At 72.0% G+C, this 25868-nt stretch carries 28 protein-coding genes and 1 pseudogene; 20 read left to right on the top strand and 9 right to left on the bottom strand.

All coding sequences use genetic code 11. From position 1 onward, the window contains the following. Positions 1-11: 11 nt before the first annotated feature. Both G6039_RS31370 and G6039_RS30425 read left to right on the top strand, forming a co-directional pair. Positions 12-119 (top strand): annotated as a pseudogene (locus G6039_RS31370) (SOS response-associated peptidase); the annotation flags it as partial. A gap of 44 nt (positions 120-163) precedes the next feature. After that, the gene (locus tag G6039_RS30425) at positions 164-439 is read left to right on the top strand and encodes an SOS response-associated peptidase (RefSeq protein ID WP_231385917.1); all 276 of its coding nucleotides are present in this window, start codon (positions 164-166) and stop codon (positions 437-439) included. 14 nt (positions 440-453) lie between these two features. On the opposite strand, the gene ybaK is transcribed toward G6039_RS30425, so the two are convergent. Next, a complete protein-coding gene (ybaK, locus tag G6039_RS02205) occupies positions 454-951 on the bottom strand; it encodes a Cys-tRNA(Pro) deacylase (RefSeq protein ID WP_006942704.1) in 498 nt (165 codons plus the stop codon). Between the two features lie 162 nt (positions 952-1113). On the opposite strand from ybaK, the gene G6039_RS02200 reads away from it, so the two are divergent. Continuing rightward, entirely contained in the window at positions 1114-1743 is a 630-nt protein-coding gene (locus tag G6039_RS02200) for a sigma-70 family RNA polymerase sigma factor (RefSeq protein WP_037200997.1), read from the top strand. After that, positions 1740-2024 (top strand): mycothiol system anti-sigma-R factor, encoded by a 285-nt coding sequence (rsrA, locus tag G6039_RS02195; protein ID WP_006942706.1) that lies wholly within the window; start codon positions 1740-1742, stop codon positions 2022-2024. The genes G6039_RS02200 and rsrA overlap by 4 nt, the downstream gene beginning before the upstream one ends. A gap of 64 nt (positions 2025-2088) precedes the next feature. On the opposite strand, the gene G6039_RS31365 is transcribed toward rsrA, so the two are convergent. Next, positions 2089-2163, bottom strand: coding sequence for a 50S ribosomal protein bL37 (locus G6039_RS31365; protein WP_022597109.1), 75 nt, complete (start codon positions 2161-2163; stop codon positions 2089-2091). Positions 2164-2259: 96 nt separating this feature from the next. Between G6039_RS31365 and G6039_RS02190 the strand changes: the two genes are divergently transcribed. Then, the gene (locus G6039_RS02190; protein WP_003939128.1) at positions 2260-2475 is read left to right on the top strand and encodes a biotin/lipoyl-binding carrier protein; all 216 of its coding nucleotides are present in this window, start codon (positions 2260-2262) and stop codon (positions 2473-2475) included. A 17-nt stretch (positions 2476-2492) separates the two neighbouring features. After that, positions 2493-3971 carry a sensor histidine kinase gene (locus G6039_RS02185; RefSeq protein WP_029544595.1) on the top strand — a complete coding sequence of 493 codons (1479 nt, stop codon included), beginning with the start codon at positions 2493-2495 and terminating at the stop codon, positions 3969-3971. 159 nt (positions 3972-4130) lie between these two features. On the opposite strand, the gene G6039_RS02180 is transcribed toward G6039_RS02185, so the two are convergent. Beyond that, positions 4131-4385, bottom strand: coding sequence for a WhiB family transcriptional regulator (locus G6039_RS02180; protein ID WP_006550236.1), 255 nt, complete (start codon positions 4383-4385; stop codon positions 4131-4133). A gap of 226 nt (positions 4386-4611) precedes the next feature. Beyond that, complete coding sequence (locus G6039_RS02175) at positions 4612-5574, bottom strand: diacylglycerol/lipid kinase family protein (protein ID WP_043797063.1); 963 nt, start codon at positions 5572-5574, stop codon at positions 4612-4614. A gap of 47 nt (positions 5575-5621) precedes the next feature. Between G6039_RS02175 and G6039_RS02170 the strand changes: the two genes are divergently transcribed. Continuing rightward, positions 5622-6050, top strand: coding sequence for a hypothetical protein (locus G6039_RS02170; RefSeq protein ID WP_006942719.1), 429 nt, complete (start codon positions 5622-5624; stop codon positions 6048-6050). Here the strand turns inward: G6039_RS02170 and G6039_RS02165 are convergent. After that, complete coding sequence (locus G6039_RS02165; RefSeq protein WP_006942720.1) at positions 6020-6520, bottom strand: GNAT family N-acetyltransferase; 501 nt, start codon at positions 6518-6520, stop codon at positions 6020-6022. The genes G6039_RS02170 and G6039_RS02165 overlap by 31 nt on opposite strands. Before the next feature lie 95 nt (positions 6521-6615). Between G6039_RS02165 and G6039_RS02160 the strand changes: the two genes are divergently transcribed. Then, positions 6616-7404, top strand: a complete 789-nt coding sequence (locus tag G6039_RS02160; protein ID WP_006942721.1) for a ParA family protein — start codon at positions 6616-6618, stop codon at positions 7402-7404. 25 nt (positions 7405-7429) lie between these two features. On the opposite strand, the gene G6039_RS02155 is transcribed toward G6039_RS02160, so the two are convergent. Further along, positions 7430-8647, bottom strand: coding sequence for an Rv3212 family protein (locus G6039_RS02155; protein WP_006942723.1), 1218 nt, complete (start codon positions 8645-8647; stop codon positions 7430-7432). A 9-nt stretch (positions 8648-8656) separates the two neighbouring features. After that, positions 8657-10261, bottom strand: coding sequence for a DEAD/DEAH box helicase (locus G6039_RS02150; protein ID WP_006942724.1), 1605 nt, complete (start codon positions 10259-10261; stop codon positions 8657-8659). A gap of 205 nt (positions 10262-10466) precedes the next feature. Here G6039_RS02150 and G6039_RS02145 point away from each other — a divergent pair, with 205 nt between their 5' ends. Beyond that, positions 10467-11171, top strand: a complete 705-nt coding sequence (locus G6039_RS02145) for a ferritin-like fold-containing protein (RefSeq protein ID WP_029544591.1) — start codon at positions 10467-10469, stop codon at positions 11169-11171. 46 nt (positions 11172-11217) lie between these two features. Next, the gene (locus tag G6039_RS02140; RefSeq protein WP_006942731.1) at positions 11218-11448 is read left to right on the top strand and encodes a DUF3107 domain-containing protein; all 231 of its coding nucleotides are present in this window, start codon (positions 11218-11220) and stop codon (positions 11446-11448) included. A 106-nt stretch (positions 11449-11554) separates the two neighbouring features. Here G6039_RS02140 and G6039_RS02135 read toward each other — a convergent pair whose 3' ends face one another. Beyond that, positions 11555-12232, bottom strand: a complete 678-nt coding sequence (locus G6039_RS02135) for an HTH-type transcriptional activator FasR (RefSeq protein ID WP_006942732.1) — start codon at positions 12230-12232, stop codon at positions 11555-11557. Positions 12233-12458: 226 nt separating this feature from the next. Between G6039_RS02135 and G6039_RS02130 the strand changes: the two genes are divergently transcribed. From G6039_RS02130 to G6039_RS02120, 3 genes are all read left to right on the top strand, one after another. Beyond that, entirely contained in the window at positions 12459-13505 is a 1047-nt protein-coding gene (locus tag G6039_RS02130) for a DUF3152 domain-containing protein (protein ID WP_373566439.1), read from the top strand. Between the two features lie 49 nt (positions 13506-13554). Continuing rightward, positions 13555-14730, top strand: coding sequence for an adenylyltransferase/sulfurtransferase MoeZ (gene moeZ, locus G6039_RS02125; RefSeq protein WP_037200995.1), 1176 nt, complete (start codon positions 13555-13557; stop codon positions 14728-14730). A 95-nt stretch (positions 14731-14825) separates the two neighbouring features. Then, positions 14826-15680 (top strand): TIGR02569 family protein, encoded by an 855-nt coding sequence (locus G6039_RS02120; protein WP_006942736.1) that lies wholly within the window; start codon positions 14826-14828, stop codon positions 15678-15680. On the opposite strand, the gene G6039_RS02115 is transcribed toward G6039_RS02120, so the two are convergent. Then, positions 15677-16342, bottom strand: coding sequence for a FadR/GntR family transcriptional regulator (locus tag G6039_RS02115; RefSeq protein ID WP_006942737.1), 666 nt, complete (start codon positions 16340-16342; stop codon positions 15677-15679). The genes G6039_RS02120 and G6039_RS02115 overlap by 4 nt on opposite strands. A gap of 55 nt (positions 16343-16397) precedes the next feature. Between G6039_RS02115 and G6039_RS02110 the strand changes: the two genes are divergently transcribed. The 7 genes from G6039_RS02110 to G6039_RS02080 all read left to right on the top strand — a co-directional run bounded on the left by G6039_RS02110 (position 16398) and on the right by G6039_RS02080 (position 25861). Then, a complete protein-coding gene (locus G6039_RS02110; protein ID WP_043797064.1) occupies positions 16398-17699 on the top strand; it encodes an MFS transporter in 1302 nt (433 codons plus the stop codon). 96 nt (positions 17700-17795) lie between these two features. After that, entirely contained in the window at positions 17796-19265 is a 1470-nt protein-coding gene (locus G6039_RS02105; protein ID WP_006942740.1) for a nitrate/nitrite transporter, read from the top strand. Positions 19266-19309: 44 nt separating this feature from the next. Continuing rightward, on the top strand, positions 19310-21823 hold the full coding sequence (nirB, locus tag G6039_RS02100; protein WP_006942741.1) for a nitrite reductase large subunit NirB: 2514 nt from the start codon (positions 19310-19312) through the stop codon (positions 21821-21823). A 56-nt stretch (positions 21824-21879) separates the two neighbouring features. Beyond that, positions 21880-22302 (top strand): nitrite reductase small subunit NirD, encoded by a 423-nt coding sequence (gene nirD, locus G6039_RS02095; RefSeq protein WP_006942743.1) that lies wholly within the window; start codon positions 21880-21882, stop codon positions 22300-22302. After that, positions 22299-23456 (top strand): uroporphyrinogen-III synthase, encoded by a 1158-nt coding sequence (locus G6039_RS02090; RefSeq protein WP_006942745.1) that lies wholly within the window; start codon positions 22299-22301, stop codon positions 23454-23456. The genes nirD and G6039_RS02090 overlap by 4 nt, the downstream gene beginning before the upstream one ends. A gap of 45 nt (positions 23457-23501) precedes the next feature. After that, entirely contained in the window at positions 23502-24206 is a 705-nt protein-coding gene (locus G6039_RS02085; RefSeq protein ID WP_043797078.1) for a sirohydrochlorin chelatase, read from the top strand. Between the two features lie 152 nt (positions 24207-24358). Continuing rightward, a complete protein-coding gene (locus G6039_RS02080) occupies positions 24359-25861 on the top strand; it encodes an FUSC family protein (protein WP_174824781.1) in 1503 nt (500 codons plus the stop codon). Positions 25862-25868: the final 7 nt, after the last annotated feature.

Here is a 25868-nt window from a genome sequence, read left to right as displayed (position 1 = left end):
GGATCCGGCGGATGCGCTGGGGGACCGTCCCGTCGTTCGCCGCCGAGATCGACCGGAGCGCAACGCTTTTCAACGCCCGCTCCGAATCGGCCGAGCTCGAGCCCGCTTTCGCGCGGCCGGTGCGGCACCGGCGGTGCCTGGTGCCGACGGACGGCTGGTACGAGTGGCAGCACGACCCGTCGTCGGCCGACGGCAGGGCCGGCCCTGCCGGCAAGGCTGGCAGGGCCGGGCGGATCCGTACTGCATGTCCCCGCGGGACGGCTCGCGCCTCTGCACGGCCGGGCTGTGGTCGCAGTGGTCCGATCCGAAGTCGAGCCGCGAGGCGGTGGCCTCGATCACGATCCGGCGTGTGTCGGCCGTGGTCGGCAGCGTCCGCAACCACGGTCTCGGACTGCTCGCCCCGGCCTCGCCCGCCGCCGAGCAGCTCACCCTGCTCTGACGCCCGGCGCCGAATCAGGCCCCGGTGGTGATCGGCGCCACCACCGCGCCCGCGAGCCGCACCAGGTCCGCCGGCGCGAGTTCGATCTCGAGGCCGCGGCGTCCCGCGCTGCACAGGACCCGATCCCACTGTTGCGCGGAGGCGTCGACGGCGGTGCGCAGCCGGCTGCGCTGGCCCAGCGGTGAAATCCCCCCGAGGACGTAGCCGGTGGCGCGCTCGGCGTCGCTGCGCTCGGCCATGACCGCCTTACCGCCACCGAGGACGGCCGCCGCCGCCTTGAGCGAGAGGGTCGCCGGGACCGGGATCACGGCCACCGCGAGCTTGCCGTCGGAGAGCTTGATCACCAGGGTCTTGAAGATCTGCGCGGGGACCACCCCGAGCCGCTGCCCGAGCATCTCGACGGCCTCGGAGCCGAAGGAGCCGGCCCGCGGGTCGTGCGGGTACTCGTGGACGCGGTGGGTGACGTTCTCGCGCAGCAGCAGCTTCGTCGCGGGAGTGGAGGTCGAGGCCATGCGCGCCAATGTAGGGAACAAGGGCCGGACCTGTCGTGTTGATTCCGGGTGGCCGCCCCGATCGGGCGCGGCCGGTGACCGAGAGCGAGGGAGTACCGCGTGCCTGTGCTGTGCCCGCCCCGACCGGTAGCCTTCACGGATACGGCAAGTGAAGGGATCGGTGTGGTCGAGGAGTCTGGTGCGGAACTGGCCGAACGGTTCGAGCGGGATGCACTGCCCCTGCTCGATCAGCTCTACGGCGCGGCCCTGCGGATGACCCGCAACCCTGCGGACGCGGAGGATCTGGTTCAGGAGACGTATATCAAGGCGTTCTCCGCCTTCTCCTCGTTCAAGGAGGGCACCAACCTCAAGGCGTGGTTGTACCGCATCCTGACGAACACCTACATCAACTCCTACCGCAAGAAGCAGCGCCAGCCCGCGCAGTACCCGACGGAGGAGATCACCGACTGGCAGCTCGCGGCGACCGCCGAGCACAGCTCCACCGGTCTGCGGTCGGCCGAGGTCGAGGCGCTCGACGCGCTTCCCGACGACGACGTCAAGGCTGCGCTGCAGGAGCTGCCCGAGGAGTTCCGGATGGCGGTGTACTACGCCGACGTCGAGGGCTTCCCGTACAAGGAGATCGCGGAGATCATGGGGACCCCCATCGGCACGGTGATGTCGCGGCTGCACCGCGGCCGCAAGCAGCTGCGCGGCCTGCTGGCCGATGTCGCGCGGGAGCGGGGATTCAACCGGAGCGGAGCCGTCGATGCGGCCGTCGGAGACGGTGCGGACAAGAAGGAGGTCTCGAGGTGAGCGAGTCGGCCGACTTCGATCAGCTCGACTGTTCCGCGGTGATCGCGGACGTCTACCTGCTGCTCGACAGCGAGTGCGACGATCGGTCGCGTGAGCGCCTGCAGCGCCATCTCGACGACTGCGGGTCCTGCCTCGAGGCGTACGGGCTCGAGTCCCAGCTCAAGTCCCTGCTGAGCCGCAAATGTGGCGGCGAGCACGCTCCGGAGGGCCTCCGGGAGCGGCTGCTGATAGAGATCCGGCGGACCGTCGTCGTGACGACCCGCACCGACGTCCGGGATTGAGCCACCAACGAGTGAGGGGGCCGGAAGCAGCTGCTTCCGGCCCCCTCACTCGTGTGCGCGCGCCTCAGGCGTTGGGACGCTTGCCGTGGTTGGCGGCGTTGCCCTTGCGGCTGCGCTTCTTGCGGCCTCGCTTACCCATGGTCCGATCTCCTTTCTGGTTCATTACAGTGTTTCACGTGTGGTCCGGTGGCCCTGAAAGCAGGGCCACCGTCTTCTTCGTGGAATGAGGTGCCCGATGGCCGAGGACGTGCGCGCCGAGATGGTCTCCACCGTGTTCGAGGTGGTCGTGCAGGAGGGGGACGTCGTCGCCGAAGGCGACACACTGGTGATCCTGGAGTCCATGAAGATGGAGATCCCGGTGCTCGCCGAGACGTCGGGCACCGTGACATCGCTGGACGTGGTCGTCGGCGACGTCGTCCAGCAGGGCGATCTCATCGCGGTCATCTCCTGAGTCCGCACGTGCCACCCGTGTCCACCCTCAGTGCCCTCCTCGCCGAGCACACCGACCTGCCGGGCAGTGCGGTCGATCACCTCCAGCGGGTCGTCGGCGAATGGCAGTTGCTCGCGGACCTGTCCTTCGCGGACGTCCTGTTGTGGGTGAGCGCGGAGCCGGGTGGGGTGGTGTGCGTGGCGCAGTGCCGGCCCACCACCGCCTCGACCGTGCTGCCCGAGGACATGGTGGGTTCGGTGGTCTCCGAACGGGAGCACCCACACGTGCTGCGGGCCCTCGAGACCGGAGTGGTCGTCTCCGCGGACTCACGGCCCAGCCACGTCGCGCCCCTGCGCCGTCAGGCCGTGCCGGTCCGCTGGGACGGGCAGGTCATCGCGGTCCTGAGCCGCGACGCGGCGACCGTGGCGCGGCGCACCAAGAGCGCCCTCGAGACCGCCTACCTCGAATGCGCCGACGCCTTGTTCACGATGATCTGCGAAGGCACCTTCCCGAATCCGGAATCCCGATCCGACACCAAGTCCAGTCCGCGGGCCGGGGACGGCTTCATCCGCCTCGACCGGTCCGGCCGGGTGGTGTACGCGAGCCCGAACGCCCTGTCCGCCTACCACCGGATGGGCCTGAACTCCGACCTGCTCGGCCAGAACCTGATCGAGACGACGCGCGCGCTGGTGACCGATCCGTTCGAGAGCGAGGACGTCGAGACCTATCTGCGCGGAGCGGTGCACGGCAAGCTGGGACGGCCCATGGAGATCGAGGCCCGCGGCGCCACCGTGCTGCTGCGCGCGCTGGTGCTCGCGCCCGGCGGCCGGCTCGAGGGCGCTGCGGTGGTCATCCGCGACGTCACCGAGGTCAAGCGGCGCGACCGGGCGTTGCTGAGCAAGGACGCCACCATCCGGGAGATCCACCACCGGGTGAAGAACAACCTGCAGACGGTCGCGGCCCTGCTGCGGCTGCAGGCACGGCGCACCGGCAACACCGAGGCCCGGCAGGCCCTCGCCGAGGCGGTACGCCGGGTGACGTCGATCGCGCTCGTGCACGAAGCGCTGTCGATGTCGGTGGACGAGGAGGTCGATCTCGACGACGTCGTCGACCGGCTGATCCCCATCGTCGTCGACGTCGCGGCCGTGGGCAGCCAGGTCCGGGTGCGCCGGGAGGGCAGCCTCGGGGTCTTCCCCGCCGAGCGGGCGACACCGCTGGTGATGGTGCTCACCGAACTCGTGCAGAACTCCGTGGAACACGCCTTCGACCCGGGTGCCTCCGGCACCGTGACGCTGCGCGCCGAGCGGTCGGCCCGCTGGCTCGACGTGGTGGTCCACGACGAGGGCAAGGGTCTGCCGGAGGGGTTCGACCTCGGCAGCTCGGACCGCCTGGGCCTGCAGATCGTGCGCACGCTCGTCGCCGCGGAACTCGGCGGGACGTTGCGGCTCGAACGGGCTGCGCCGACCGGCACCGACGCGCGGCTGCGGGTCCCGCTGGGCCGGGTGACACTCGGCTGAGACGGTCTCGCCGTGTCCCTGCTGGGACGGTGTCGCCGTGTCCCTGCCGGGACGGTGTTGCCGTGTCCCTGCCGGGACGGGGGATCGACCTCCGGACGCGGGAAGGCCCGGCACCGAAACGGTGCCGGGCCTTCCCGGAACTCTGTGGCGTAGGTCGCGTCAGACCGCGGTGCGTGCCCGGGTACGGGCGTTGCGGCGCTTGAGGGCGCGACGCTCGTCCTCGCTCATGCCGCCCCAGACGCCCGCGTCCTGGCCGGACTCGAGGGCCCACGAGAGGCACTCGGCGGTGACGGGGCAGCGGTTGCACACGAGCTTGGCGTCGGCGATCTGCGCGAGGGCCGGACCGCTGTTGCCGACGGGGAAGAACAGCTCGGGATCCTCGTCGCGGCAGATGGCCTTGTGGCGCCAGTCCATGCTTCTACTCTCCTTCGATAGTGCTCGTCGCACCGGCTGATCGTGGTGGCAAGTTCATGTGCGCGTCGGCAAGTGTTTCCGCGCGGTTACTTGTGAATGCTTTCACGAACCAGCGTGAAGTCAATAGAAAACGTCACGACCGTGGGGAAGCTCACGCCGACGGTGTCCCGGGTATTTGGGTTCGAACTTCCTTTGTACACCTCGGGAAACGAAAATGTAACCCGGATCACGTACGGGCGTCGGCGCGCGCGGGACACGGGGCCACGACGTCGAGCACGGCGGGCACCGACACGAACTCTACTTCGGTGCGAAGGCCCAGGTAGTCGCCGTCGACCTGCAGGCCGATCGGCCGGGACGACACCGCCTGCACCCGCGCGACGTCGTCGACGCGCACCAGGCGACGGGAGTTCGGATCGCCGCGCCGCGCGAGCAGCTGGCGGACCACCCGCAGGCTCGCGAACACCGCCGTCGTCGTCATCGCGAAGACTCCGAGCCCGGTCTCGAACGAGGTGCCCGGGTTGGTGTGCACCGGGCGCTTGTCGAGGTAGGTCCACGGGCTGGAATTGGAGACGAACGCGTAGTACACGCCCGGGATCGGTGGCCGGCCGGGCAGCGTCAACGTCAACGCGGGTTCGGCGCCCTTCGACTTGAAGAACTGCGTGATCGAATGCGCGACGTAACGCGCGGTGGTGACCTTCCGCCCGCCCAGCCGGCTCAGGTCGATGGCCTCGCACACCTGCGCGTCGAGCCCGAGGCCCGCATTGAAGACGAACCACCGGCCGTCGCAGTGGCCGAGGCCGATCCGGCGGGTGGTGCGCTGGGCCAGCAGGTCGAGCAACTGCTCGGTCGCCGTCACCGGATCGGCGTCCACGCCCAGCGACCGGGCGAAGACATTGGCCGAGCCGCCGGGGACCACCGCGAGCAGGGGGAGAGTGGGGTCGGCCACCCGTTCCGACGGGGTGCCGAGCAGGCCGTTGACGATCTCGTTGACGGTGCCGTCGCCGCCGTGCGCGACGACGACGTCCATCCCGTCGGCGTGCGCCGAGCGGGCCAGTTCGGCGGCGTGCCCCCGATGGGTGGTGTGGGCGACGGTGAGGGAGACCCGGTCGGCGAGCGCACGGGCCAGCCGGTCGCGACCGGCCGGAGTGGTGGTCGTCGCGTTGGGGTTCACGATCAGCAGTGCGCGCACGGAGCATCAGCCTAAGTGGTCTCGCACGGGTCCACTACGCTGGCCGGGTGTCCACCGAGTCGCCACGCAGCACCGTTCCGTCGACCGTTCGAGCCGCGGGTGGTCTCGTCGTCCTCGAAGGCGTGATCGCCATCGGCTTCGCTGTGGTCTCCGTGGTCCGGGCCCTCACGGGCGGGCACGACCAGACGGTCGGCAACGGCTACGGCCTCGCACTGTGGCTGGGGATCCTGTTCGGCGGCGTGCTCGCGGCCGGGATCGCGCTGCTGCGGGGCAAGCGGTGGGGGCGGGCCGTGGCGATCGTCGCCCAGCTGTTGCTGCTGCCGGTGGCCTGGTCGCTGCTGACGGACTCCCACCAGGTCGTGCTCGGCATCCTGCTCGCCCTGATCGTGGTGCCGGCGCTGGTGCTGCTGTTCAGCCCGCCGACGACGCGCTGGCTGGCGCAGGACTACGCCCCGGACGCCGACGACGTGGCCTGATCTCCGCCGAGCGCGGCGAGTGCCTGCCCGCTGAGGCGGAAGGTGGTCCACTCGTCCTGCGGGACGGCGCCGAGCGAGCGGTAGAACCCGATCGACGGCGTGTTCCAGTCCAGCACCGACCAGCTCAGGCGGCTGTAGCCGCGGTCGACGCATTCGCGGGCCAGTGCCGCGAGCAGAGCGCGGCCGTGGCCGTGGCCCCGGTGCTCGGGCCGGACGTACAGGTCCTCGAGGTAGATGCCGTGCACCCCGTCCCAGGTGGAGAAGTTGCGGAACCACAGCGCCATGCCCACCACCGTTCCCTGCGCGTCCTCTGCGACGTGGGCGAACGCGGCGGCGTCCCTGCCGAACAACGCCGTGTGCAGCTGCTCGGGCACGACGGTGCACTCGGCGCGGGCCTTCTCGTACTCGGCCAGCTCGTAGACGAGGGCGGTGAGGGCGTCGACGTCGGCGGGACGGGCGCGGCGGATCACGATCGGGGGCCTTTCGTGGGGATCGGCGACCCGCCGGACGGCGGAAGTCGCGGTCGATTCTCGCGTTCGGACGACTTTTAGGCGAGGATCGTTCCGTGACAACGGTACTTGCGGTGGCAAATCAGAAGGGTGGCGTCGCGAAGACGACCACCGTCGCGTCTCTGGCGGCCGCCCTGGCCGGGTTGGGGCAGCGGGTGCTCGTCGTCGACCTGGACCCGCAGGGATGCCTGACATTCTCGCTCGGGCACAACCCCGACCGGCTCGAACGCTCGGTGCACGACGTGCTGGTCGGGGCGGCGGAGGCCAAGGAGGTTCTGCTCGACACGGACGAGGGCTTCACGTTGCTGCCCGCGACGATCGACCTCGCCGGGGCCGAGGCGCTGCTGCTGATGCGGCCGGGGCGGGAGTTCACCCTCCGGCGGGCGCTGGCCCCGCTGCTCGACAGTTTCGACGTCGTCGTGATCGACTGCCCGCCGTCGCTGGGCGTGCTCACGCTCAACGGCCTGACCGCCGCGCAGTCCGTGCTCGTGCCCCTGCAGTGCGAGACCCTCGCGCACCGCGGCGTCGGGCAGCTGCTGCGTACCGTCGCCGAGGTCAAGCAGATCACCAACCCCGACCTCGAGCTCCTCGGTGCCCTGCCGACGCTCTACGACGCCCGCACGACGCACAGCCGCGACGTGCTCGCCGACGTCGCCGACCGGTACGACATGCCGGTGCTCGCGCCGCCGATCCCGCGCACCGTGCGCTTCGCGGAGGCGTCGGCGTCGGGGGCGTCGGTGCTCGCCGGCCGGAAGAACAAGGGCGCCGAGGCCTATCGCGAGCTGGCCGAGAACCTGCTCGCCCACTGGCGCGACGGCAAGAAGCTGGTCACCTTCACGTCGTGAGGTGCGCGGTGAGTTCCTCGGGGGCTCATCGCAGCACTACGACCTGCGGCCCGCGCTGCTCGAGCACCGAAGTCCCGGCGACCGCCACGTTCACCACTCCCGCCTCGTCGCGCACGACCGGAATCCGGCCCTGCACCGCCCCGGTGGCAGGCTCGACCACCGCGAGGGCGTCGCGCACCGGCAGCAGCAGGGCCCCGGCCATGGCCGCGCCGGTGCCCGTCGTCCCGGGCAGCGTCCACCGCGGCACCAGGTCGTCGCCGCCGAGGGCGACGGTCTCCGTGCCCGACCACCACGTGAGGAACGAACCCTGCACCGCGGCGGGGAACACCGCGTCCGGCGTCGCCGCGGCCGACAGCGGGTGCCGGGCGGTCAGCGTGCCGGCGGCGTCGTATCCGGCGAGAACGGGCCCGGAGGAGGCGGTGGGCGGCAGGTACAGCACCGTGCGCTCACCGCTCACCGCGACGACGCGCGTACCCATGTCGTCCGGCCCCAGTTCCGGCAGCACCGACGAGGCGATCTCCTTCGGCTGGGAGTCTGCCTCCGGGGTCGTCTCGAGCAGCGTCAACCGGTCCGCCTCTTCGCCCGGGCAGCGTTCGACGACCGCCAGCCGGGTGCTGCTGGCCGCGGCCGAGCGCAGCGTGCACCCGTTGCGGGGTTGCGCCCCCGGCACGACGGGCGCGTCCACGCGCCCGTACTCGAGCGTGCGCACGAGATCCGACCGCCACAGTTCGAGGCGGGTGTCGCCCCGCGAGATCACGTGGGTGTCGGCGGCAGTGAGGGTCACTGCGTCGTCGGCGTCGCTGGAACGCTGCGCCCCGCGCATCCCCGAATCGGGGACCAGCTGGGTCACCTGGCTGCATCCCCGCTGGTCGCGGTACACCGCCACGGCGGTGCGCCAGTCCTCCACGACCCCGCACAGCGGCATGTCGCGGCCGTAGCGCCACAGCTCGGCGCCCGAGTCGAGGGCGCGGCCGGTGACCGTGCCGCCGTCGCCGGTGACCACGACACCTCCGACCGCGATCGGACGGGACGTCGCACCGCTGGGGGCCCGCCACGCCTCCGTCAGCGTCGACGGCACCGCCGTCGCGGACGCCGGCGCCTCGGGTGCCGCGTCGGTCGTGACGGACACGGTGCCGCGTGCGTCCGACCGCAGCCAGACGACGCTCGCCGCCGCGACGACCGCGACGGCGAGCAGGAGGGCTGCGATCAGGTCCGCCCGGGTTCTGCGCTCCGGTGCGAGCATCGCGGCCGACTACTGGGCAGCCGAGGCCGTGACCGTGTCGCTCTTCGCCGTCGCGGAGGAACCGCCGCGGCGCCGGCGCCGGCGCCGGCGTGCGGGCGCCGCCGTCCCGTCCCCGGAGTCCTCGGCCTGCTCCGACGCGGCGCTCGTGTTCTCGGGTCCGGTGTTCTCGGCACTTCCGGAGTCGGGCCGGCCACCGCGGGTGCGCCGGCGGACCCGGGTGCGCTTGGGTCGTGCCGCGTCCTCGGCGGCCTCGGCGGCCTCCTCGCGGGCGGGCCGCTCCGCCGGCGCCTTGCGGACCGTGCCGGTCGTGCCTTCGGGGATGCCCAGCTCCTCGAACAGGTGCGGCGAACTCGAGTACGTCTCGACAGGGTCGGACAGGCCGAGGTCGAGGGCCTTGTCGATGAGCTGCCAGCGCGGGATGTCGTCCCAGTCGACCAGGGTGACGGCGATGCCGGTGCGCCCCGCCCGGCCGGTGCGGCCGATGCGGTGGACGTAGGTCTTCTCGTCCTCGGGGCACTGGTAGTTCACGACGTGGGTGACGTCGTCGATGTCGATGCCGCGGGCGGCCACGTCGGTGGCGACGAGCACGTCAATCTTGCCCTTGCGGAACCTGTCGAGGGCCTTCTCCCGGGCGATCTGCCCCAGGTCGCCGTGCACGGCTCCGACGGCGAAGCCGCGCTCGGCGAGCTCGTCGGCGACCTTCTGCGCGGTGCGCTTGGTGCGGGTGAAGATCATCGTGGCGCCCCGGCCCTCGGCCTGCAGCACCCGCGCCACCAGCTCCGCCTTGTCCAGTGCGTGCGCGCGGTAGACGAGCTGGTTGGTGCGCTCGTGCACCGCGGAGGACTCCGGCTCCTCGGCCCGGATGTGCGTCGGGCGCGTGAGGAAGGTGCGGGCGAGCGTGATGATCGGGCCGGGCATCGTCGCCGAGAACAGCATCGTCTGGCGGCGGTCGGGCACCATGCCGAGAATGCGCTCGATGTCCGGGAGGAAGCCGAGGTCGAGCATCTCGTCCGCCTCGTCCATCACCAGGATGCCGATCTTGCCGAGGATCAGGTGACCCTGGTTGGCGAGATCCAGCAGGCGGCCCGGGGTCCCGACAACGACGTCGACGCCCTTCTTCAGCACGTCGACCTGTGTCTCGTACGGGCGCCCGCCGTAGACGGACAGAACCTTCAGCGGTCCGTCGGCGCCGCGGAGATACTTGGCGGCGTTCTCGAGGTCCTGCGTGACCTGCAGGCACAGCTCGCGCGTCGGCACGATCACCAGGGCGCGGGGCGTTCCGTCGAGGGCGGTGGTGCCGGACGCGGTGGTGGTGAGGCGGTGCAGCAGCGGGACACCGAACCCGAAGGTCTTGCCCATGCCGGTGCGCGCCTGTCCGATCAGGTCGTCGCCGGCGAGGGCGAGGGGGAGCGTCAGCTCCTGGATGGCGAAGGTGCGCTCGATGCCCATCTCGGCGAGAGCGCGGACGATCTCGTCCCGCACGCCCAGCTCGCCGAACGTGGGCGGGGTGTGGGTGGAGTCGAGTTGGGCCGACACCGTGGTTTCGGTGGCGTCGTCTTCGTGGTCGACAGTGATCTTGCTCAGGGGTCTGGCCTTCCTGGTCTCGGCACGCACGCACGAGTGGAGAGGCGACCGGCCTGCGCCTCAGCGAGAGCGACCGGAACGGGCTCTGCGAGGCGCGGCAGCGATCTGCGATCGGGTGCGCGCACATCATCGGTGAAGTCCGCGGGGCCGGTGGTCGGCGCCTCGAGGCGCGGCCTTCCAGGACCATTGTACCGTGAGCCGCGCGGTCACCGGCTGGGTACTACGCTGTGTCGTCATGGGAGCCGAAACGTCGCCGTCCGCCGCAGAGTCTCGTCCACCCGCCGCTCCGGCGCGCGTCCCGGCCGATCATCCCGGCGTCGCCGAGTTGTTCGCGGTGCTCGCCTACGGTGAGATCTCGGCCTTCTACCGCCTCGCCGACGATGCACGGATGTCGCCGAGCCTGCAGGGGCGGGTGGCGTTCGCGAGCATGGCCGCCGCGGAGATGAGCCACTTCGAGACGCTGCACGCCGCGCTCACCGCGCGCGGCGTGGAGATCTACACGGCGATGGAGCCCTACCGGCGCGCCCTCGACGCGTACCACGCTTCCACGAACCCCTCGAACTGGCACGAGTCGCTGGTCAAGGCGTATGTCGGCGACGGCATCGCCGCCGACTTCTACCGCGAGATCGCCGGCACCCTCGCCCCCGAGGTGGCGGAGGTCGTGCGGGAGGTCCTCGCCGAGACCGGGCACTCGGAGTTCGTGGTGCACGAGGTGCGCGAGGCGGTGCGGCGCAGCGCGGCCGACAAGGACCGGCTGATGCTGTGGGGACGGCGGCTGCTCGGCGAGGCCATCACCCAGGCGCAGTACGTGATGGCCCAGCGTGAGGACCTCACCGATCTGGTGATCGCCGCGTCCGGTGATCTCACCGACATTGCCGCGTTGTTCGACCGGATGCAGCTCGAGCACGCCGAGCGGATGGCGGTGCTGGGACTGCACTAGCCTGGGCGGGGACAGCTGTAGAGCCCTGAGAGTTCGGAGGTCGACCGTGGAGGTCAAGATCGGTGTTGCGGACAGTCCCCGCGAGCTCACCGTGATCAGCGAGCAGACGCCCGACGAGGTCGAGTCGCTCGTGGCGCAAGCCCTGGCCGGCGAGAAGGACGGCGTGCTGACACTCGTCGACGAGAAGGGCCGCAAGCTCATCGTGCAGGCGGCGCGGGTCACCTACGTCGAGATCGGCCCCGCCGACATTCGCAAGGTCGGGTTCGCGGCGACCTAGAACGACGGCATCACGACGAAGGGCCGGGGCTGCTGCCCCGGCCCTTCTGTCGTCGCGGGCGCGGCCCCGGCCCTGGGGTCGGCGCCGTCTGGTCGGCGCCTTCCGGTTACCGCCTGCGCAGCTCCGGCTGCAGCGGCACGTGCGAGAGTCCACCCCAGGCGAGAGCGACCGTGGTGTCGACGGCGTCCTCCTTCGGAATCGGCCGGGCGGCCTCGAGCCAGTAGCGGGCGGTGAACTGGCTGGTGCCGACGAGGCCGACCGCCAGGATGCGCGCCCGGTAGGGGTCCAGACCGGAGTCGTGGCTCACCAGGTCGAACACCGCGTCGACGCATGCCTCGGTGGCCTGCTCCACGCGGTGGGCCACCTGCGGCTCGCCCATCAGGTCCGATTCGAACACCAGACGGAAACCCTGCGAGTCGTTGTCGACGAAGTCGAAGAACGCCTGCACCGCGGCGCGGACGCGCTGCCTGTTGTCGGTCGTCGACCGCAGGGCCTGGCGGACTCCGGCGATCAGGCTGTCGACGTAGCTCTGCAGCACAGCGCAGTACAGTTCGAGCTTGCCGGGAAAGTGCTGGTACAGCACCGGCTTGCTGACCCCGGCGCACTCGGCGATCTCGTCCATGCCGGCCGCGTGGTATCCGCGGGTGACGAAGACTTCGCTGGCTGCAGCGAGGAGCTGGACCCGGCGCTCGTCCCGCGGCATCCGGGCGCCGCGTCGAGTGCCGGTGCCGTTGCCCGAGCTGGTGGCGCGGCCGGACGATGTCCGGGCTGCGAGTTCGGTCATGTCGCTCCCAATCCGAAAAATTCGTCGAAGTGATGCCTACCACTACGACGTGCAATCGTCTCTGCACGTTACAGGCCGGGGGGCCTCGAGGTGCCGTGCACCCCTACCCACGAGTATCCCAGCCGAAGGCCCACTGTGCGCGGCGCCACATCGGCGTGGCGGCGGTCGGCGCCCGCGCTCGGCGACCCGGCACGGCCGGCGACGGCCGTATGAGAGTCTGGCAACCGTGACCGACCGAGCAGGAGCCGGCGTGACGGACACACCGCGCCGCCCGGTGCGCAGTCCGCACCGGACACCCGAGGACCGGACGTCCGACCGGCGACGCAGCCGCGCCCCTTCCCACCAGCCTCTGCGAGCTCAGTGGGATCCCGTCTCGGGCGGGGAGAAGGTTCCTCGCCCGCCGCGCCCGGACCGCGGGGTGCGCAGGCAGACCCGGCTCGGCCGGTTCGTCGCGACCTACGGATGGCGGGCCTACGCCATCCCCGTCCTCGCGGTCCTCACGGTGATCGTCCTGGTGGATGCGCTGCGCACCGGTGGCAGCACGCCCGAGGCCACGGCGGCCGGGGACGCGGCGGCCGCATCCGGCGACGTGGTGGGCGTGCCCGCGCCGGTCGCGGACGGCACGTTCCCCGCCGATCTGCCGTCCGGCGCGCTCCCGGACGGCGGGCCGTTCACGGTGGCCGGCGCCGGCACCTGGCGGGTGGTGCCCGGGACCAGCGGTCAGGTCGGCACCGGCCGCGTCTACACCTACACCGTGGAGATCGAGGACGGGGTCGACGCCACCGGCTACGGCGGCGACGCGGCGTTCGCCCGGATGGTCGACGAGACCCTGGCCAACCCGAAGAGCTGGACACAGGACCCGGCGTTCGCATTCCGTCGCGTCGATCAGGGCGTGCCCGACTTCCGGGTGTCGCTGACGTCCCAGATGACGATCCGGCAGGGCTGCGGGTACGACATCGAGCTGGAGGTGTCGTGCTACAACCCGGGCCTGGGCCGGGTCCTGCTCAACGAGCCGCGGTGGGTGCGTGGCGCCGTCGCATTCCAGGGTGACATCGGCTCCTACCGTCAGTATCAGATCAACCACGAGGTCGGGCACGCCATCGGCTTCGCCGCCCACGAGGGGTGCGGCAGCGACGGGGGCCTCGCGCCGATCATGATGCAGCAGTCCTTCGGCACCGCCAACGACGACATCGCCGGCCTCGATCCCGAGGGCCTCGTCCCCCGCGACGGACTCACCTGCAGGTTCAACCCGTGGCCGTATCCGCGGGCGTGAGGATGGGACAATCGGGTAACCGCCCGATCGAGCCGGCCGAGGAGCTGTCGTGAGCCCATTACCACCTCTGGTGGAACCCGCTGCGGACCTGACGCGCGAGGAGGTGGCCCGCTACAGCCGGCACCTGATCATCCCCGGGGTGGGGGTGGTGGGGCAGCGGCGGCTGAAGAACGCGCGGGTGCTGTGCATCGGCGCCGGCGGCCTCGGTTCGCCGGTGCTGCTCTACCTCGCCGCGGCGGGTGTCGGCACCCTCGGCATCGTCGAGTTCGACGATGTCGAATCGTCCAACCTGCAACGGCAGGTGATCCACGGGATCGCCGACGTGGGCCGCCCCAAGGGGGAGAGCGCCCGCGACACGATCCGCGGGATCAACGACAACGTGGAGGTGCGGCTGCACCCGGTGCGCCTGGACCCCGGCAACGCCGTCGCACTGTTCGAGCAGTACGACCTGATCCTCGACGGCACCGACAACTTCGCCACCCGCTACCTCGTCAACGACGCCGCGGTCCTCGCCGGCAAGCCGTACGTATGGGGGTCGATCTTCCGGTTCGAGGGACAGGTGTCGGTGTTCTGGGAGGCCGCACCGGACGGGCGGGGGCTGAACTACCGGGACCTGTACCCGGAGGCGCCGCCGCCCGGGATGGTCCCGTCCTGCGCCGAGGGCGGCGTGCTCGGGGTGCTCTGCGCGTCCGTCGGGTCGATCATGGCCACCGAGGCGGTCAAGCTGATCACCGGCATCGGCGAGTCGCTGCTCGGACGCCTGATGATCTACGACGCTCTCGCGATGAGCTACCGGACGGTGACGTTGCGCCGCGACCCGGGCCGGGTGCCGGTGACCGAGCTGGTCGACTACGAGTCCTTCTGCGGTGTGGTGCCGGACGACGGCGCAGCCGCCCTCGCCGAGTCCACCATCACCCCGACCGAGCTGCGCCGGCTGCTCGAGTCGGACCGGGAGATCGAGCTGATCGACGTGCGCGAGCCGGTCGAGTGGGACATCGTCCACATCGAGGGGGCGCGGCTGATCCCGAAGGACCGCATCCTCTCCGGCGAGGCGCTGGCGGAGCTGCCGCAGCACAGGCCGATCGTGCTGCACTGCAAGACGGGGATCCGCTCGGCCGAGGCCCTCGCGGTGCTGAAGGAGGCCGGGTTCGCGGACGCCACGCATCTGCAGGGCGGGGTGCTCGCGTGGGCGCAGCAGGTGGACCCTTCGCTGCCCGTGTACTGAGGGAATACGGGGAAGATAACGATGCGGGAATGGTGTCCCCGGGTAACGGAGTGCCTTCCCCTCAACGGGGCGGCGCCGACTGTACGGTGTGCCCCGTGAGTCCCCTCGAACCCCCGCAGCACGTGCGCTCGACCTTCGGCCTCCGCGACGTCGAACCGGTCCCGCTCGGGGCGGACTGGGACGGTGGCTGGCGGTGCGGCGACGTCGTGCTCTCGCCGGTCGCCGACCATGCCCGCGCAGCGTGGTCGGCGAAGGTGCGCGAGACCCTCGGGGTCGACGGGGTGCGACTGGCGCGGCCCGTCCGCTCCACCGACGGCCGCTACGTCGTCTCCGGTTGGCGCGCCGACACCTACATCGTGGGCACCTCCGAACCGCGGCACGACGAGGTGGTGGCCCTGTCGCTGCGGCTGCACGCGGCCACCGCCCAGCTGGAGCGGCCGCGCTTCCTCATGCAGCCGCCCGTGGCGCCGTGGGAGGACGTCGACGTGTTCGTCGCCGCCGACCGCGCGGCGTGGGAGGCGGTGCCCCTGCGCACCGCCCGCGCCGCCGGCGCCCCGGAAACCGTCACTCCCGACGGACGCAAGAGCATCGACCTGATCAACCAGCTCGCGACGCTGCGCAAGCCGGTCCACCTGCCCGATCAGCTCGTGCACGGTGACCTGTTCGGCACCGTGCTCTTCGCCGGCAGCGCCGCGCCGGGCCTGACCGACATCACCCCCTACTGGCGGCCCGCGTCGTGGGCGGCCGGTGTCGCCGTCGTCGACGCGCTGTCGTGGGGCGGGGCCGACGACGAGCTCATCGGCCGGTGGGAGGACCTGCCGGAATGGCCGCAGATGCTGTTGCGCGCGGTGATGTTCCGGCTCGCCGTGCACGCCCTGCATCCGCGCTCCACGGAGGAGGCGTTCCCGGGGCTGGCACACACCTCGGATCTGGTGCGGCTGCTCCTCTAGCCTTCGCCGCCGCGCAGCTCCCCGAACATCGCGAGCGCGGCGGCGGTGGCGCGGCCGGGCTCTCCCGCGACGACGGCGAGCACCAGCTCGCGGTGCTCGTCGTGGAACCCCGCCCCCGTCTCGTCGACGCGGCGCCGGATCGTCTCCTCGATGACGGGCAGCAGCGAGTCGTAGAACTCGAGGTACACGGCGTTGTGGCTGGCCTCGACGATCGCGCGGTGCAGGGCGACGTCGGCGGCGAGGGCGGCGGCCGAACGCGGGTCGGCCCACGCGCGCATCCGCGCGTCGAACAGTTCGGTCAGGTGCGCGGCGTCCGCGTCGGTGCGGCGCCGGGCGGCGAGCGCTGCGGCGGTGACGTCCAGCGCCTGCCGCAGTTCGAGCACGTCCTGCTCGTGGGCGTCGGCGAAGTAGGTGCCGAGAGCGCTGCCCACCTCCGAGGTGGCGACGACGTAGGTGCCCGAGCCCTGCCGCCGCTCCAGCAGCCCCGAGTGCACGAGCGCCTGCACGGCTTCGCGCACGGTGTTGCGGCCCGTCCCGGTCAGCTCGGCCAGGGCGGGTTCGGGAGGGATGCGGGTGCCCACCGCCCAGGCGCCGGTGCGGATCTGGTCGCGCAACTGCTCGGTGACCTGGGCGATGAGGCTGGTGCGTCGCACGGTGCGCATGGGGATCCTTCCTGCATCCGGAAAACACCTTCGACGATAGACGTCGGGTCATCCTATGATTTCGCTCGTGGCTGTCACCGGTGCCGGATCCTCGTCCCCGTCCCTCCTGCGGGGACGGCTCCTGGTCTTCGTTGCGATCGTGATGTCCGCGCTCACGTTGCGCCTCGCCGTGACCTCGTTCAGCCCGCTCGCCGAGCAGATCCGCGCCGAGCTCGGTTTCGCGCCCGCCGTGGTGGGCGTGTTCGGCATGGTGCCGACCGCGATGTTCGCGGTGTTCGGGCTGCTCACCCCCGTCATCGCGCGCCGGGCCGGGCTCGAGGCCACGGCCCTCGTCGCGATGCTGGCCGCCGGATTCGGCATGGCAGCGCGCGCGCTGACCCACGAGACGTGGACACTGCTCGCGTTCTCCGCGCTCGCGCTCGCCGGGATGGGGGTCGGCAACGTGGTGATCCCGCCACTGGTCAAGAGGTACTTCTCCGACCGGCTCGCGGTCGTGAGCACCGTGTACATCGTCGGTGTCCAGATCGGGACGGTGCTGCCGGCCCTCGCGGCGGTCCCCGTCGCCGAGGCCGCCGGGTGGCGCTGGTCCATCGGGCTGTGGGCGGCGTGGGCGTTCGCCGCGGCGATCCCGTGGATCGGCGTCCTGTACCGGGCCCGCGGCACGCGTCCGGCTGCCGGCGACGCGCCGCACTCCCAGCCCACGCCCGGCCGGGTGTGGCGCTCGCCCGTCGCGTGGGGCATGGCCGGCATGTTCGGCATGACCTCGCTGATCACCTACTCGATGTTCACCTGGATCCCCGCGGTGCTGCTCGACGCCGGCGGCAGCGAGGCGCTCGGCGGCGCCATGATCGCCCTGTTCTCGTTCGTCGGCCTGACCGCCTCGTTCGTCGCTCCCGCCGCGTGCGCCCGCATGCGGGATCCGTTCCCGCTCGTCGTCGTGTGCGTGGCGTGCTACGCGGTGGGGTTCACCGGTCTGCTGCTCGCGCCGCTGACGGCCACGGCGCTGTGGGTGCTGGCGATCGGCGTCGGGCCGACCACGTTCCCCATGGCGCTCACCCTGATCAATCTGCGCACCCGCACCCACGCAGCGTCCGCCGCCCTGTCCGGCTTCACCCAGGGTCTCGGCTACACCGTCGCGTGTCTCGGCCCGGTGCTGGTCGGTGTGCTGCGCGAGGCCACCGGCGGCTGGACGGCGCCGTTCGCGTTCCTCGGGTGTGCGGCGCTCGTGGTGCTCGTCGCCGGCCGGGTCGCCTGCCGGCCCCGGTACGTCGAGGACACCTGGGGCGGTTCCGGTGCCGGTCCACAGCCCGCGAGCACCCGCGGCGCCGACCTCACGGAGGCCTCCTGCCGCAGGTGAGCATCTCTTGACGCGGCAGTCACCGAGGGCAGCACCGCGGCAACACCCGTTTCCTACCTTGGGTCCATCGATACCGACCCGAGGAAGGGGCATGGGGTGGCCGCAACGACCGGAGTATCACCGACCGAAGGCCTGCGTGCGAAGTTCGCGCGCAAGCACCGCATCGAACACTGGGACGCCGAGGACACGGCGGCATGGGAAGCCGGCGGCAAGGAGATCGCGAAGCGGAACCTGATCTGGTCCGTCCTGGCCGAGCACGTCGGCTTCTCCGTCTGGTCCATCTGGTCCGTGATGGTGCTGTTCATGCCGGCCGACGTCTACGGCATCGATCCCGCCGGCAAGTTCTTCCTCGTCGCGGTGCCCACCCTCGTGGGCTCGCTGCTGCGCATTCCCTACACCGTCGCCACGGCCCGGTTCGGCGGTCGGAACTGGACGGTGTTCAGCGCGCTGGTGCTGCTGATCCCCACCCTCGCGGCCCTGTACCTGATGCTCAACCCCGGCTTCTCGTACACCACCTTCCTGGTGGTGGCCGCGGTCGCCGGACTCGGCGGCGGCAACTTCGCCTCGTCGATGACCAACATCAACGCCTTCTACCCGCAGCGGCTCAAGGGCTGGGCGCTGGGCCTGAACGCGGGCGGCGGCAACATCGGCGTGCCGGTGGTCCAGCTCGTCGGCCTGCTCGTCATCGCCACCGTCGGCAACACCGAGCCGTGGATCGTGTGTGCCGTCTACCTGGTGCTGTGTGCCTTCGCCGCGCTCGGCGCGGCCCTGTTCATGGACAACCTCGGTGACCAGCGCGCCGACCTGCGGGCGATGGGCGAATCCCTGAGGTACCGCGACTCGTGGATCCTCAGCTTCCTCTACATCGGCACCTTCGGCTCCTTCATCGGCTTCAGCTTCGCGTTCGGGCAGGTGCTGCAGATCAACTTCCTGGCCGGGGGCGCGACCGCCGCCGAGGCCTCCCTGCACGCCGCGCAGATCGCGTTCATCGGCCCGCTGCTCGGCTCGATCGCCCGGCCCCTCGGCGGCAAGCTGGCCGACCGGATCGGGGGCGGCCGGATCACGCTGTACACGTTCGCGGCAATGGCCCTCGCGGCGGGACTGCTCGTCACCGCCGGCACCCTCGACGACGCCACCGCCGGCGCCGCCACCGGCGGCATCATGGTGACCTTCGTCCTCGGGTTCATCGCCCTGTTCCTGCTCTCGGGCATCGGCAACGGCTCCGTCTACAAGATGATCCCGTCCATCTTCGAGGCCAAGGCGCAGAGCCTCGACTCGCTCGACCGGGCCGGGAAGGCCGCATGGGCGCGCAGCATGTCCGGCGCCCTGATCGGATTCGCCGGCGCCATCGGCGGACTCGGCGGCGTCGGGATCAACCTGGTGCTGCGCGCGTCCTACAGCAGCGAAGCCAAGTCGGCGACCATGGCGTTCTGGGTGTTCCTCGCCTTCTACCTGGTCTGCATCGTCGTCACCTGGGCCGTGTTCCTGCGCCGACCCACCGCCCCGCCCGCGGAGACGCCCGCACCGCGCGACGTCACCGCCGACACGGTGGCCACCCGCGTCTGACCGCGGCCGGCCCCCATCACGTACGCAAGGAAGAAGGAAACGGTATGAGCCACAAGTCTGTTGTCGTCGTCGGACACGGCATGGTGGGCCACCGCTTCGTCGAGGCGCTGCGCGCCCGCGACGAGAAGAACCTCTGGTCGGTGACGGTGCTGTGCGAGGAACCGCTGCCCGCCTACGACCGCGTGGGACTGTCCTCCTATGTCGGCTCGTGGGATTCGAAGGAACTCGCCCTCGCCGGCAACGAGTACGAGGGCGACGACCTGGTCGAGCTGAGGATCGGCACCCGGGCCGCGGCGATCGACCGTGCCGGGCGCACCGTCACCACCGACGCCGGTGAGGTGATCGGGTACGACGCGCTCGTCCTGGCCACCGGCTCGTACCCCTTCGTCCCGCCGATTCCCGGCAAGGATCTGGCCGGGTGCTTCGTCTACCGGACCCTCGACGACCTGGACGGCATCCGGGCCGGCGCGGAGCGGGCCGCTCCGGGAGCGGTCGGCGTCGTCGTCGGCGGCGGGCTCCTCGGCCTCGAGGCGGCCAACGCGCTGCGGATGCTGGGCATGACGCCGCACGTCGTCGAGTTCGCCCCCCGGCTCATGCCGCTGCAGGTCGACGAGGGCGGTGGTGCGCTCCTCGCCCGGCTCGTCACCGATCTCGGGCTGACGGTGCACACGGGCGTCGGCACCGCCGGCATCACCGAGGGTCCCGGCGGGTTGAGGGTGGAACTGTCCGACGGGTCGGTGATCGACGCCGCGCTGCTCGTGTTCTCCGCAGGCGTCCGTCCCCAGGACGGGCTGGCCCGCGACGCGGGGCTCGAGCTGGGCCCGCGCGGCGGTGTCCGCACCGACCTCGGCTGCCGCAGCACGACCGACGACGCGGTCTACGCGATCGGCGAGTGCGCGGCCGTCGAGGGCACCTGCTACGGCCTCGTCGCCCCCGGCTACAGCACGGCCGAGGTGGTGGCCGACCGGCTCCTCGGCGGCGCCGCCGAGTTCCCGGGCGCCGACCTGTCCACGAAGCTCAAGCTGCTCGGCGTCGACGTCGCGAGCTTCGGCGACGCGCACGCCACCACTCCCGGCGCCCTCGAGGTCGTGCTGTCGGACGCCGCGAAGGGCACCTACGCCAAGCTGGTCGTCTCGGACGACGCGAAGACACTGCTCGGCGGCATCCTCGTCGGCGACGCCTCCGCGTACGGGTCGCTGCGGCCGCTCGTCGGCCGGGAGCTGCCCGGCGACCCCGCGGCGCTGATCTCCCCGGCGGGAGAGAAGCCGGGCGCCGGGTCGCTGCCCGACGACGCCGAGGTGTGCTCCTGCAACGGAGTCACCAAGGGGACGATCTGCGGTGCCATCGCGGACGGCGCGTGCGACATCGCCCAGGTCAAGGCCTGCACCGGCGCCGGCACCACGTGCGGCGGCTGCCTGCCCACCGTCAAGCAGCTCCTCGCGGCGTCCGGTGTGGTCATGTCGAAGTCCTTGTGCGAGCACTTCGAGCAGTCCCGGGCCGAGCTGTTCCAGATCGTGCAGGCCACGAACACCCGCACGTTCTCGGCACTGATCTCCAAGTACGGCCAGGGGACCGGCTGCGACATCTGCAAGCCCGTCGTCGCCTCGATCCTCGCCTCGACCGACTCGGACCACATCCTGGGCCGGCAGCAGGCGGCGCTGCAGGACACCAACGACCACTTCCTGGCCAACATCCAGAAGAACGGCACCTACTCGGTGGTGCCGCGGATGCCCGGCGGGGAGTGCACCCCCGAGCAGCTCATCGTCATCGGCGAGATCGCCCGCGACTTCGGCTTGTACGTCAAGATGACCGGCGGCCAGCGCATCGACCTGTTCGGTGCGCGGGTCGAGCAGCTGCCGCTCATCTGGCAGCGGCTCGTCGACGCCGGCATGGAATCCGGCCAGGCGTACGGCAAGTCCCTGCGCACCGTGAAGAGCTGCGTGGGCTCGACGTGGTGCCGGTACGGCGTGCAGGACTCGGTCGGCATGGCGGTCGACCTCGAGCTGCGCTACCGCGGGCTGCGCTCACCGCACAAGCTCAAGTTCGGCGTTTCCGGCTGCGCCCGCGAGTGCGCCGAGGCGCGCGGCAAGGACGTCGGGGTGATCGCCACGGAGAACGGCTGGAACCTGTACGTGTGCGGCAACGGCGGCCAGTCGCCCAAGCATGCGCAGCTGCTCGCCGGTGGTCTCGACGACGAGACGCTCGTCAAGTACATCGACCGGTTCCTGATGTTCTACGTGCGCACCGCCGATCGCCTGCAGCGCACCGCGCCCTGGCTCGAGTCCCTCGAGGGTGGGCTCGAGCACCTCCGGGCGGTGGTGTGCGAGGACAGCCTCGGCATCGGCGACGAGCTCGAGGCGGCGATGGCCAAGCACGTCGCCGGGTACCGGGACGAGTGGAAGGGAGTGCTCGAGGACCCCGAGAAGCTGTCCCGGTTCGTGTCGTTCGTCAACGCGCCCGAGGTGGCCGACCCGACCGTGCGGTTCGACGACTCGGGCAAGCGGAAGGTGCCGGTGCTGGTCGGAATGCCCTCTTACCGTGAGGGAATCTCGGGTTAACGCCCGAGAAACACCGGCCCCGGAGAATTCCGTCCGTAGTTCCAAGGAGGACATTCATGACCGTCATCGAGACGCACACCCCCGAGCGCGCGTCGCGTGCCAGCGTGTACGACGGGCGTCTGGAGTGGACGTCGGCGTGCCCGCTCAGTCACCTCATCCCCGGCCGCGGCGTCGCCGTGCTGTTGCGCGGCGGCGAGCAGGCCGCGCTGTTCCGGCTCGACGACGGCAGTCTGCGGGCGGTGGGCAACTTCGATCCGTTCGGCCGCGCCGCGGTGATGTCGCGTGGGATCGTCGGCGACCGCAGCGGCGAGCCCACCGTCGCCTCGCCGCTGCTCAAGCAGGTCTTCTCGCTGGACGACGGACGCTGCCTCGACGATCCGTCGGTCCGCCTGCCCGTGTACGACGTGCGGGTGTGGGCCGGTGTCGTCCAGATCCACAGCCTCGTGCCCGTGCACCGCGGTTACGGCGAGCGTTCGTGAGCGAGGACAACGCGCCGCTGCACGGCTTCACGATCGGCATCACCGCCGCACGCCGCGCCGACGAGTTCGCCACCCTGCTCACCCGGCGCGGCGCGGAGGTTGTCCACGCACCCGCCATCCGCATCATCCCGCTCGCGGACGACGCCGAGCTCGAGCGCGTGACGCGCGACATCCTCGACACCCCGCCGGACATCACCGTGGCCACCACGGCGATCGGCTTCCGCGGCTGGATGGGGGCCGCGGACGGCTGGGGCCTCGCCGAGCAGCTCGGCGAGGCCCTGGGCGGCAGCCGCATCCTGGCCCGCGGGCCGAAGGTCACCGGCGCGATCCGGGCCGCCGACCTGCGGGAGGAGTGGTCGCCGGCGTCGGAGTCGTCCGCGGAGGTGCTCGAGCACCTGCTGGCCGAGGGTGTGGAGGGGGTGCGGATCGCGGTGCAGCTGCACGGCGCCCGCACCGAGTGGGAACCCGGCGCGGACCTGTGCGAGGTGCTGCGCGACGCCGGTGCCGACGTGGTGGCGGTCCCGGTGTACCGGTGGACCCCGCCCGACGACCCCACCGCGCTGGACCGGCTCATCGAGCAGATCGCCGACCACAGCATCGACGCGGTGAGCTTCACCAGCGCGCCGGCCGTCGCGTCGCTGCTGATGCGTTCCAAGGCCACCGGCATGCTCGAGTTGATGCTGCGCGCGCTGCGCACCGGGGTCACCGCGGTGTGCGTGGGGCCCGTGACGGCCGCGCCGCTGGTCGAGCTGGAGGTGCCGGTCTCGGCACCGGCCCGGGCCCGGCTCGGATCCCTCGCCCGGCACCTGGCCGAAGAGCTGCCGCGGCGCGCCCATCGCATCGAGGCCGGGGGGCACGTCCTCAGCGTCCGCGGCCGCTGCGTCGTGGTCGACGGCGAGATCCGCTGCCTGGCGCCCGCCGCGATGGCGCTGATGCGCACCCTCGCCGCCCGGCCCGGCCGGGTCGTCTCGCGTGAGGAACTGCTCGCCGCGCTGCCCGGCGGCGGCGGCGACACCCACGCCGTGGAGACCGCCGTGGCGCGGCTGCGGTCCGCGCTCGGCGCCCCCACGATCGTGCAGACCGTCGTCAAGCGTGGCTACCGGCTCGCGGTCGACCCGGTGGGCTGCGCCGACAAGGAATACCCGCTCGGCTAGGGGCATCTCTCCGGCCGACCCCGTTCCGGATCAGGAGTTGTGACCATGATCGACCCGGCCCTGCTGCTCGTCGCTCACGGCACGCGCAATCCGCGCGGCGTCGAGATGATCGCGTCCCTCGCCGACGCCGTCTCCCGCGACGTGGGCGCCACCCGCGTCGCGTTCGTCGATGTCCTCGGACCCTCGCCGGCGGAGGTGCTGCGCGATTCCAGCCGGCCCACCGTGCTGGTGCCCGCCTTCCTCGCCTCCGGCTACCACGTGCACGCCGACGTGCCACGCGAGGTCGCCGACAGTGGGCATCCCGCCGTGGCGGTCACCCGCGCGCTCGGACCCGACCCGGTGCTCGCACGGGTGCTGCTGCACCGGCTCTCCGCGGCCGGCTGGAAACCCGGTGACGCGGTGGTGCTCGCCGCGGCGGGCTCCTCCGACCCCCGCGCCCTCGGCGACGTGCGACGGGCCGCGGACATGTTGTCGGCCCTCGCGCGCGTCGCCGTGCGCGTCGGGTACGTCGCCACGGGTGCCCCGCGCGTGCCGGACGTCGTCGCCGGACTGCGCGCCGCGGGTGCGCGCCGGGTGTTCGTCGCCTCGTACCTGCTCGCCGACGGGCTGTTCCACGCGCGTCTCGCCGATGCGGGCGCCGACGGGGTGGCGGCCCCGCTCGGGGTGCACGACTCGATCGTGCGCCTGGTGGCCGAGCGGTACCGGTCGGCGGCGACGGCGCTGCTCGCCGGAGGCCCGCTGCGCGGGTGACCTTGCCGACACGGCGCCGCCGACCGCGGGTGCGCGCCGTATCGTCGATCCTCGTGTCCGAAGCGGTGACAGATCCGGGAGCCGGGTCCCGGAGTGACGCGGCGAGCCCGCCGATCCCGGCGCCGGGGCCTGCGCGGACGCTCCTGCTCGGAGTGCCCCGGCGGGGCCGGCGCTGGCCCGGTGCCCTGCGCGCGGCCGCCGCGGTGGCGCTGCCCGGCCTGGCAGGCCTCGCGCTCGGTCACGGGCCCGTCGCCGCGACGGCCGCCCTCGGGGCGTTCGCCGTCGTCTACGGCGAGGGCCGCGCCTACCGGGCGCGGTGGCAGGTGGTGATGGTCGTCGCGGCGGTGCTCGTCGCGCTGGCCGGTCTGGGCGCCGGTGTCGGCACGCTCGTGCATTCGGGCTCGGAATGGACGTGGCTCCTGCTCGTGGCGGTGATGACGGCGGTCGTCGCCGTGGGCGCCTTCCTGGTCGACGCGCTGCGCTTCGGTGCACCCGGTGCGTTCCTGCCGCTGCTCACCCTGGAGATCGCGGCGGCACTGCCGAGCGCCGGCGTGCCGGTCGGTGCGGTCGTGTCGTGGACCGCGGCCGGCGCGGGCACGGCAGTGGTGGTGTCGATGTCGGGCGCGCTGGCTCGGCCCCGCGCACCCGAGCGTGCCGCGGTGGCGGCGGCCGTGGAGGCCGTCGACGCCTGCCTGCGCGCCCCGGCGGAGACCGGGCCGCGGCACGAGGCGGTCCGGGCGCTGCACGTCGCGTGGATGTGCCTGCACGACGGGCGGCTGGGCGGGGGCGCGCATCCGCTGACCCGGACGCTCCGAGCGGCGCACCTGCGGCTCGCGACGGTCGTCGCAGGAACCGACGAGGGTGCCGCCTCCGAGACCGACGATCTGCGGCCGCAACCACCGCTGCCGCGCCCGTCGGCGCGATACCGGCTGGCGCGGGCCGCCCGGCCCGGCAGTCGATCCTGGACCATCGTCCTTCGCCTCGTCGTGGCCGGTCCCGTCGCGGGCGCACTGGCGCTCGCGTGCGGTGTCGGGCGGCCGGACTGGGCGGTGATCACGGCGGCGATGGTGCTGCATCAGGGACCCGACCGGGTGCTGGGCAGCTACCGGGGCCTGCACCGGTTCGCCGGCACCGTCGTGGGTCTGGGCGTGCTGGCCGCGGTCGTGTGGGCCGCCCCGACGGCCGTCGCGCTCGTCGTGGTGGTCGCGGTGTTGCTCGCCGGAACCGAGGAGTACCTGGTCCGGAACTACGGCGTGGCGATGGTGTTCATCACTCCGCTCGCGCTGCTGCTCGGCGGCGCCGGGGTGCCGCACGACTTCGCCGTGGTGGCCCGCGACCGCCTGCTCGAGACGGTGATCGGCGTGCTCGTCGCCGTCGCGGTGCTGTGGGTCGTGCTGCCGTTCGCGCATCGTCGCGTGCTGCGCTGCGCCGACGCGCGGGTCGCGGAGACGGTCGCCACCATCGTGCAGGCGCGCACGGCGGGGGAGCGGACCGTCCTGCCGGAACTGCGCCGCGACCTCGAGTTCGACCTGCACGCCGCGACGACCGCCGCGATCGTCGCGGCCCACACCGAACCCGGCTGGACCCGCGACCGGTGGCCGGAGCACCGGCGGCTCCACGAGACCGGATACCGGGTCCTCGCGCACCCGGCCTGACCGGCGC

Origin of the sequence: Rhodococcus aetherivorans (assembly GCF_011058165.1) — a bacterium.
In the GTDB taxonomy this organism is placed as follows: Bacteria; Actinomycetota; Actinomycetes; order Mycobacteriales; family Mycobacteriaceae; genus Rhodococcus; species Rhodococcus aetherivorans.
This window is presented reverse-complemented; position numbering and strand designations above follow the sequence as displayed.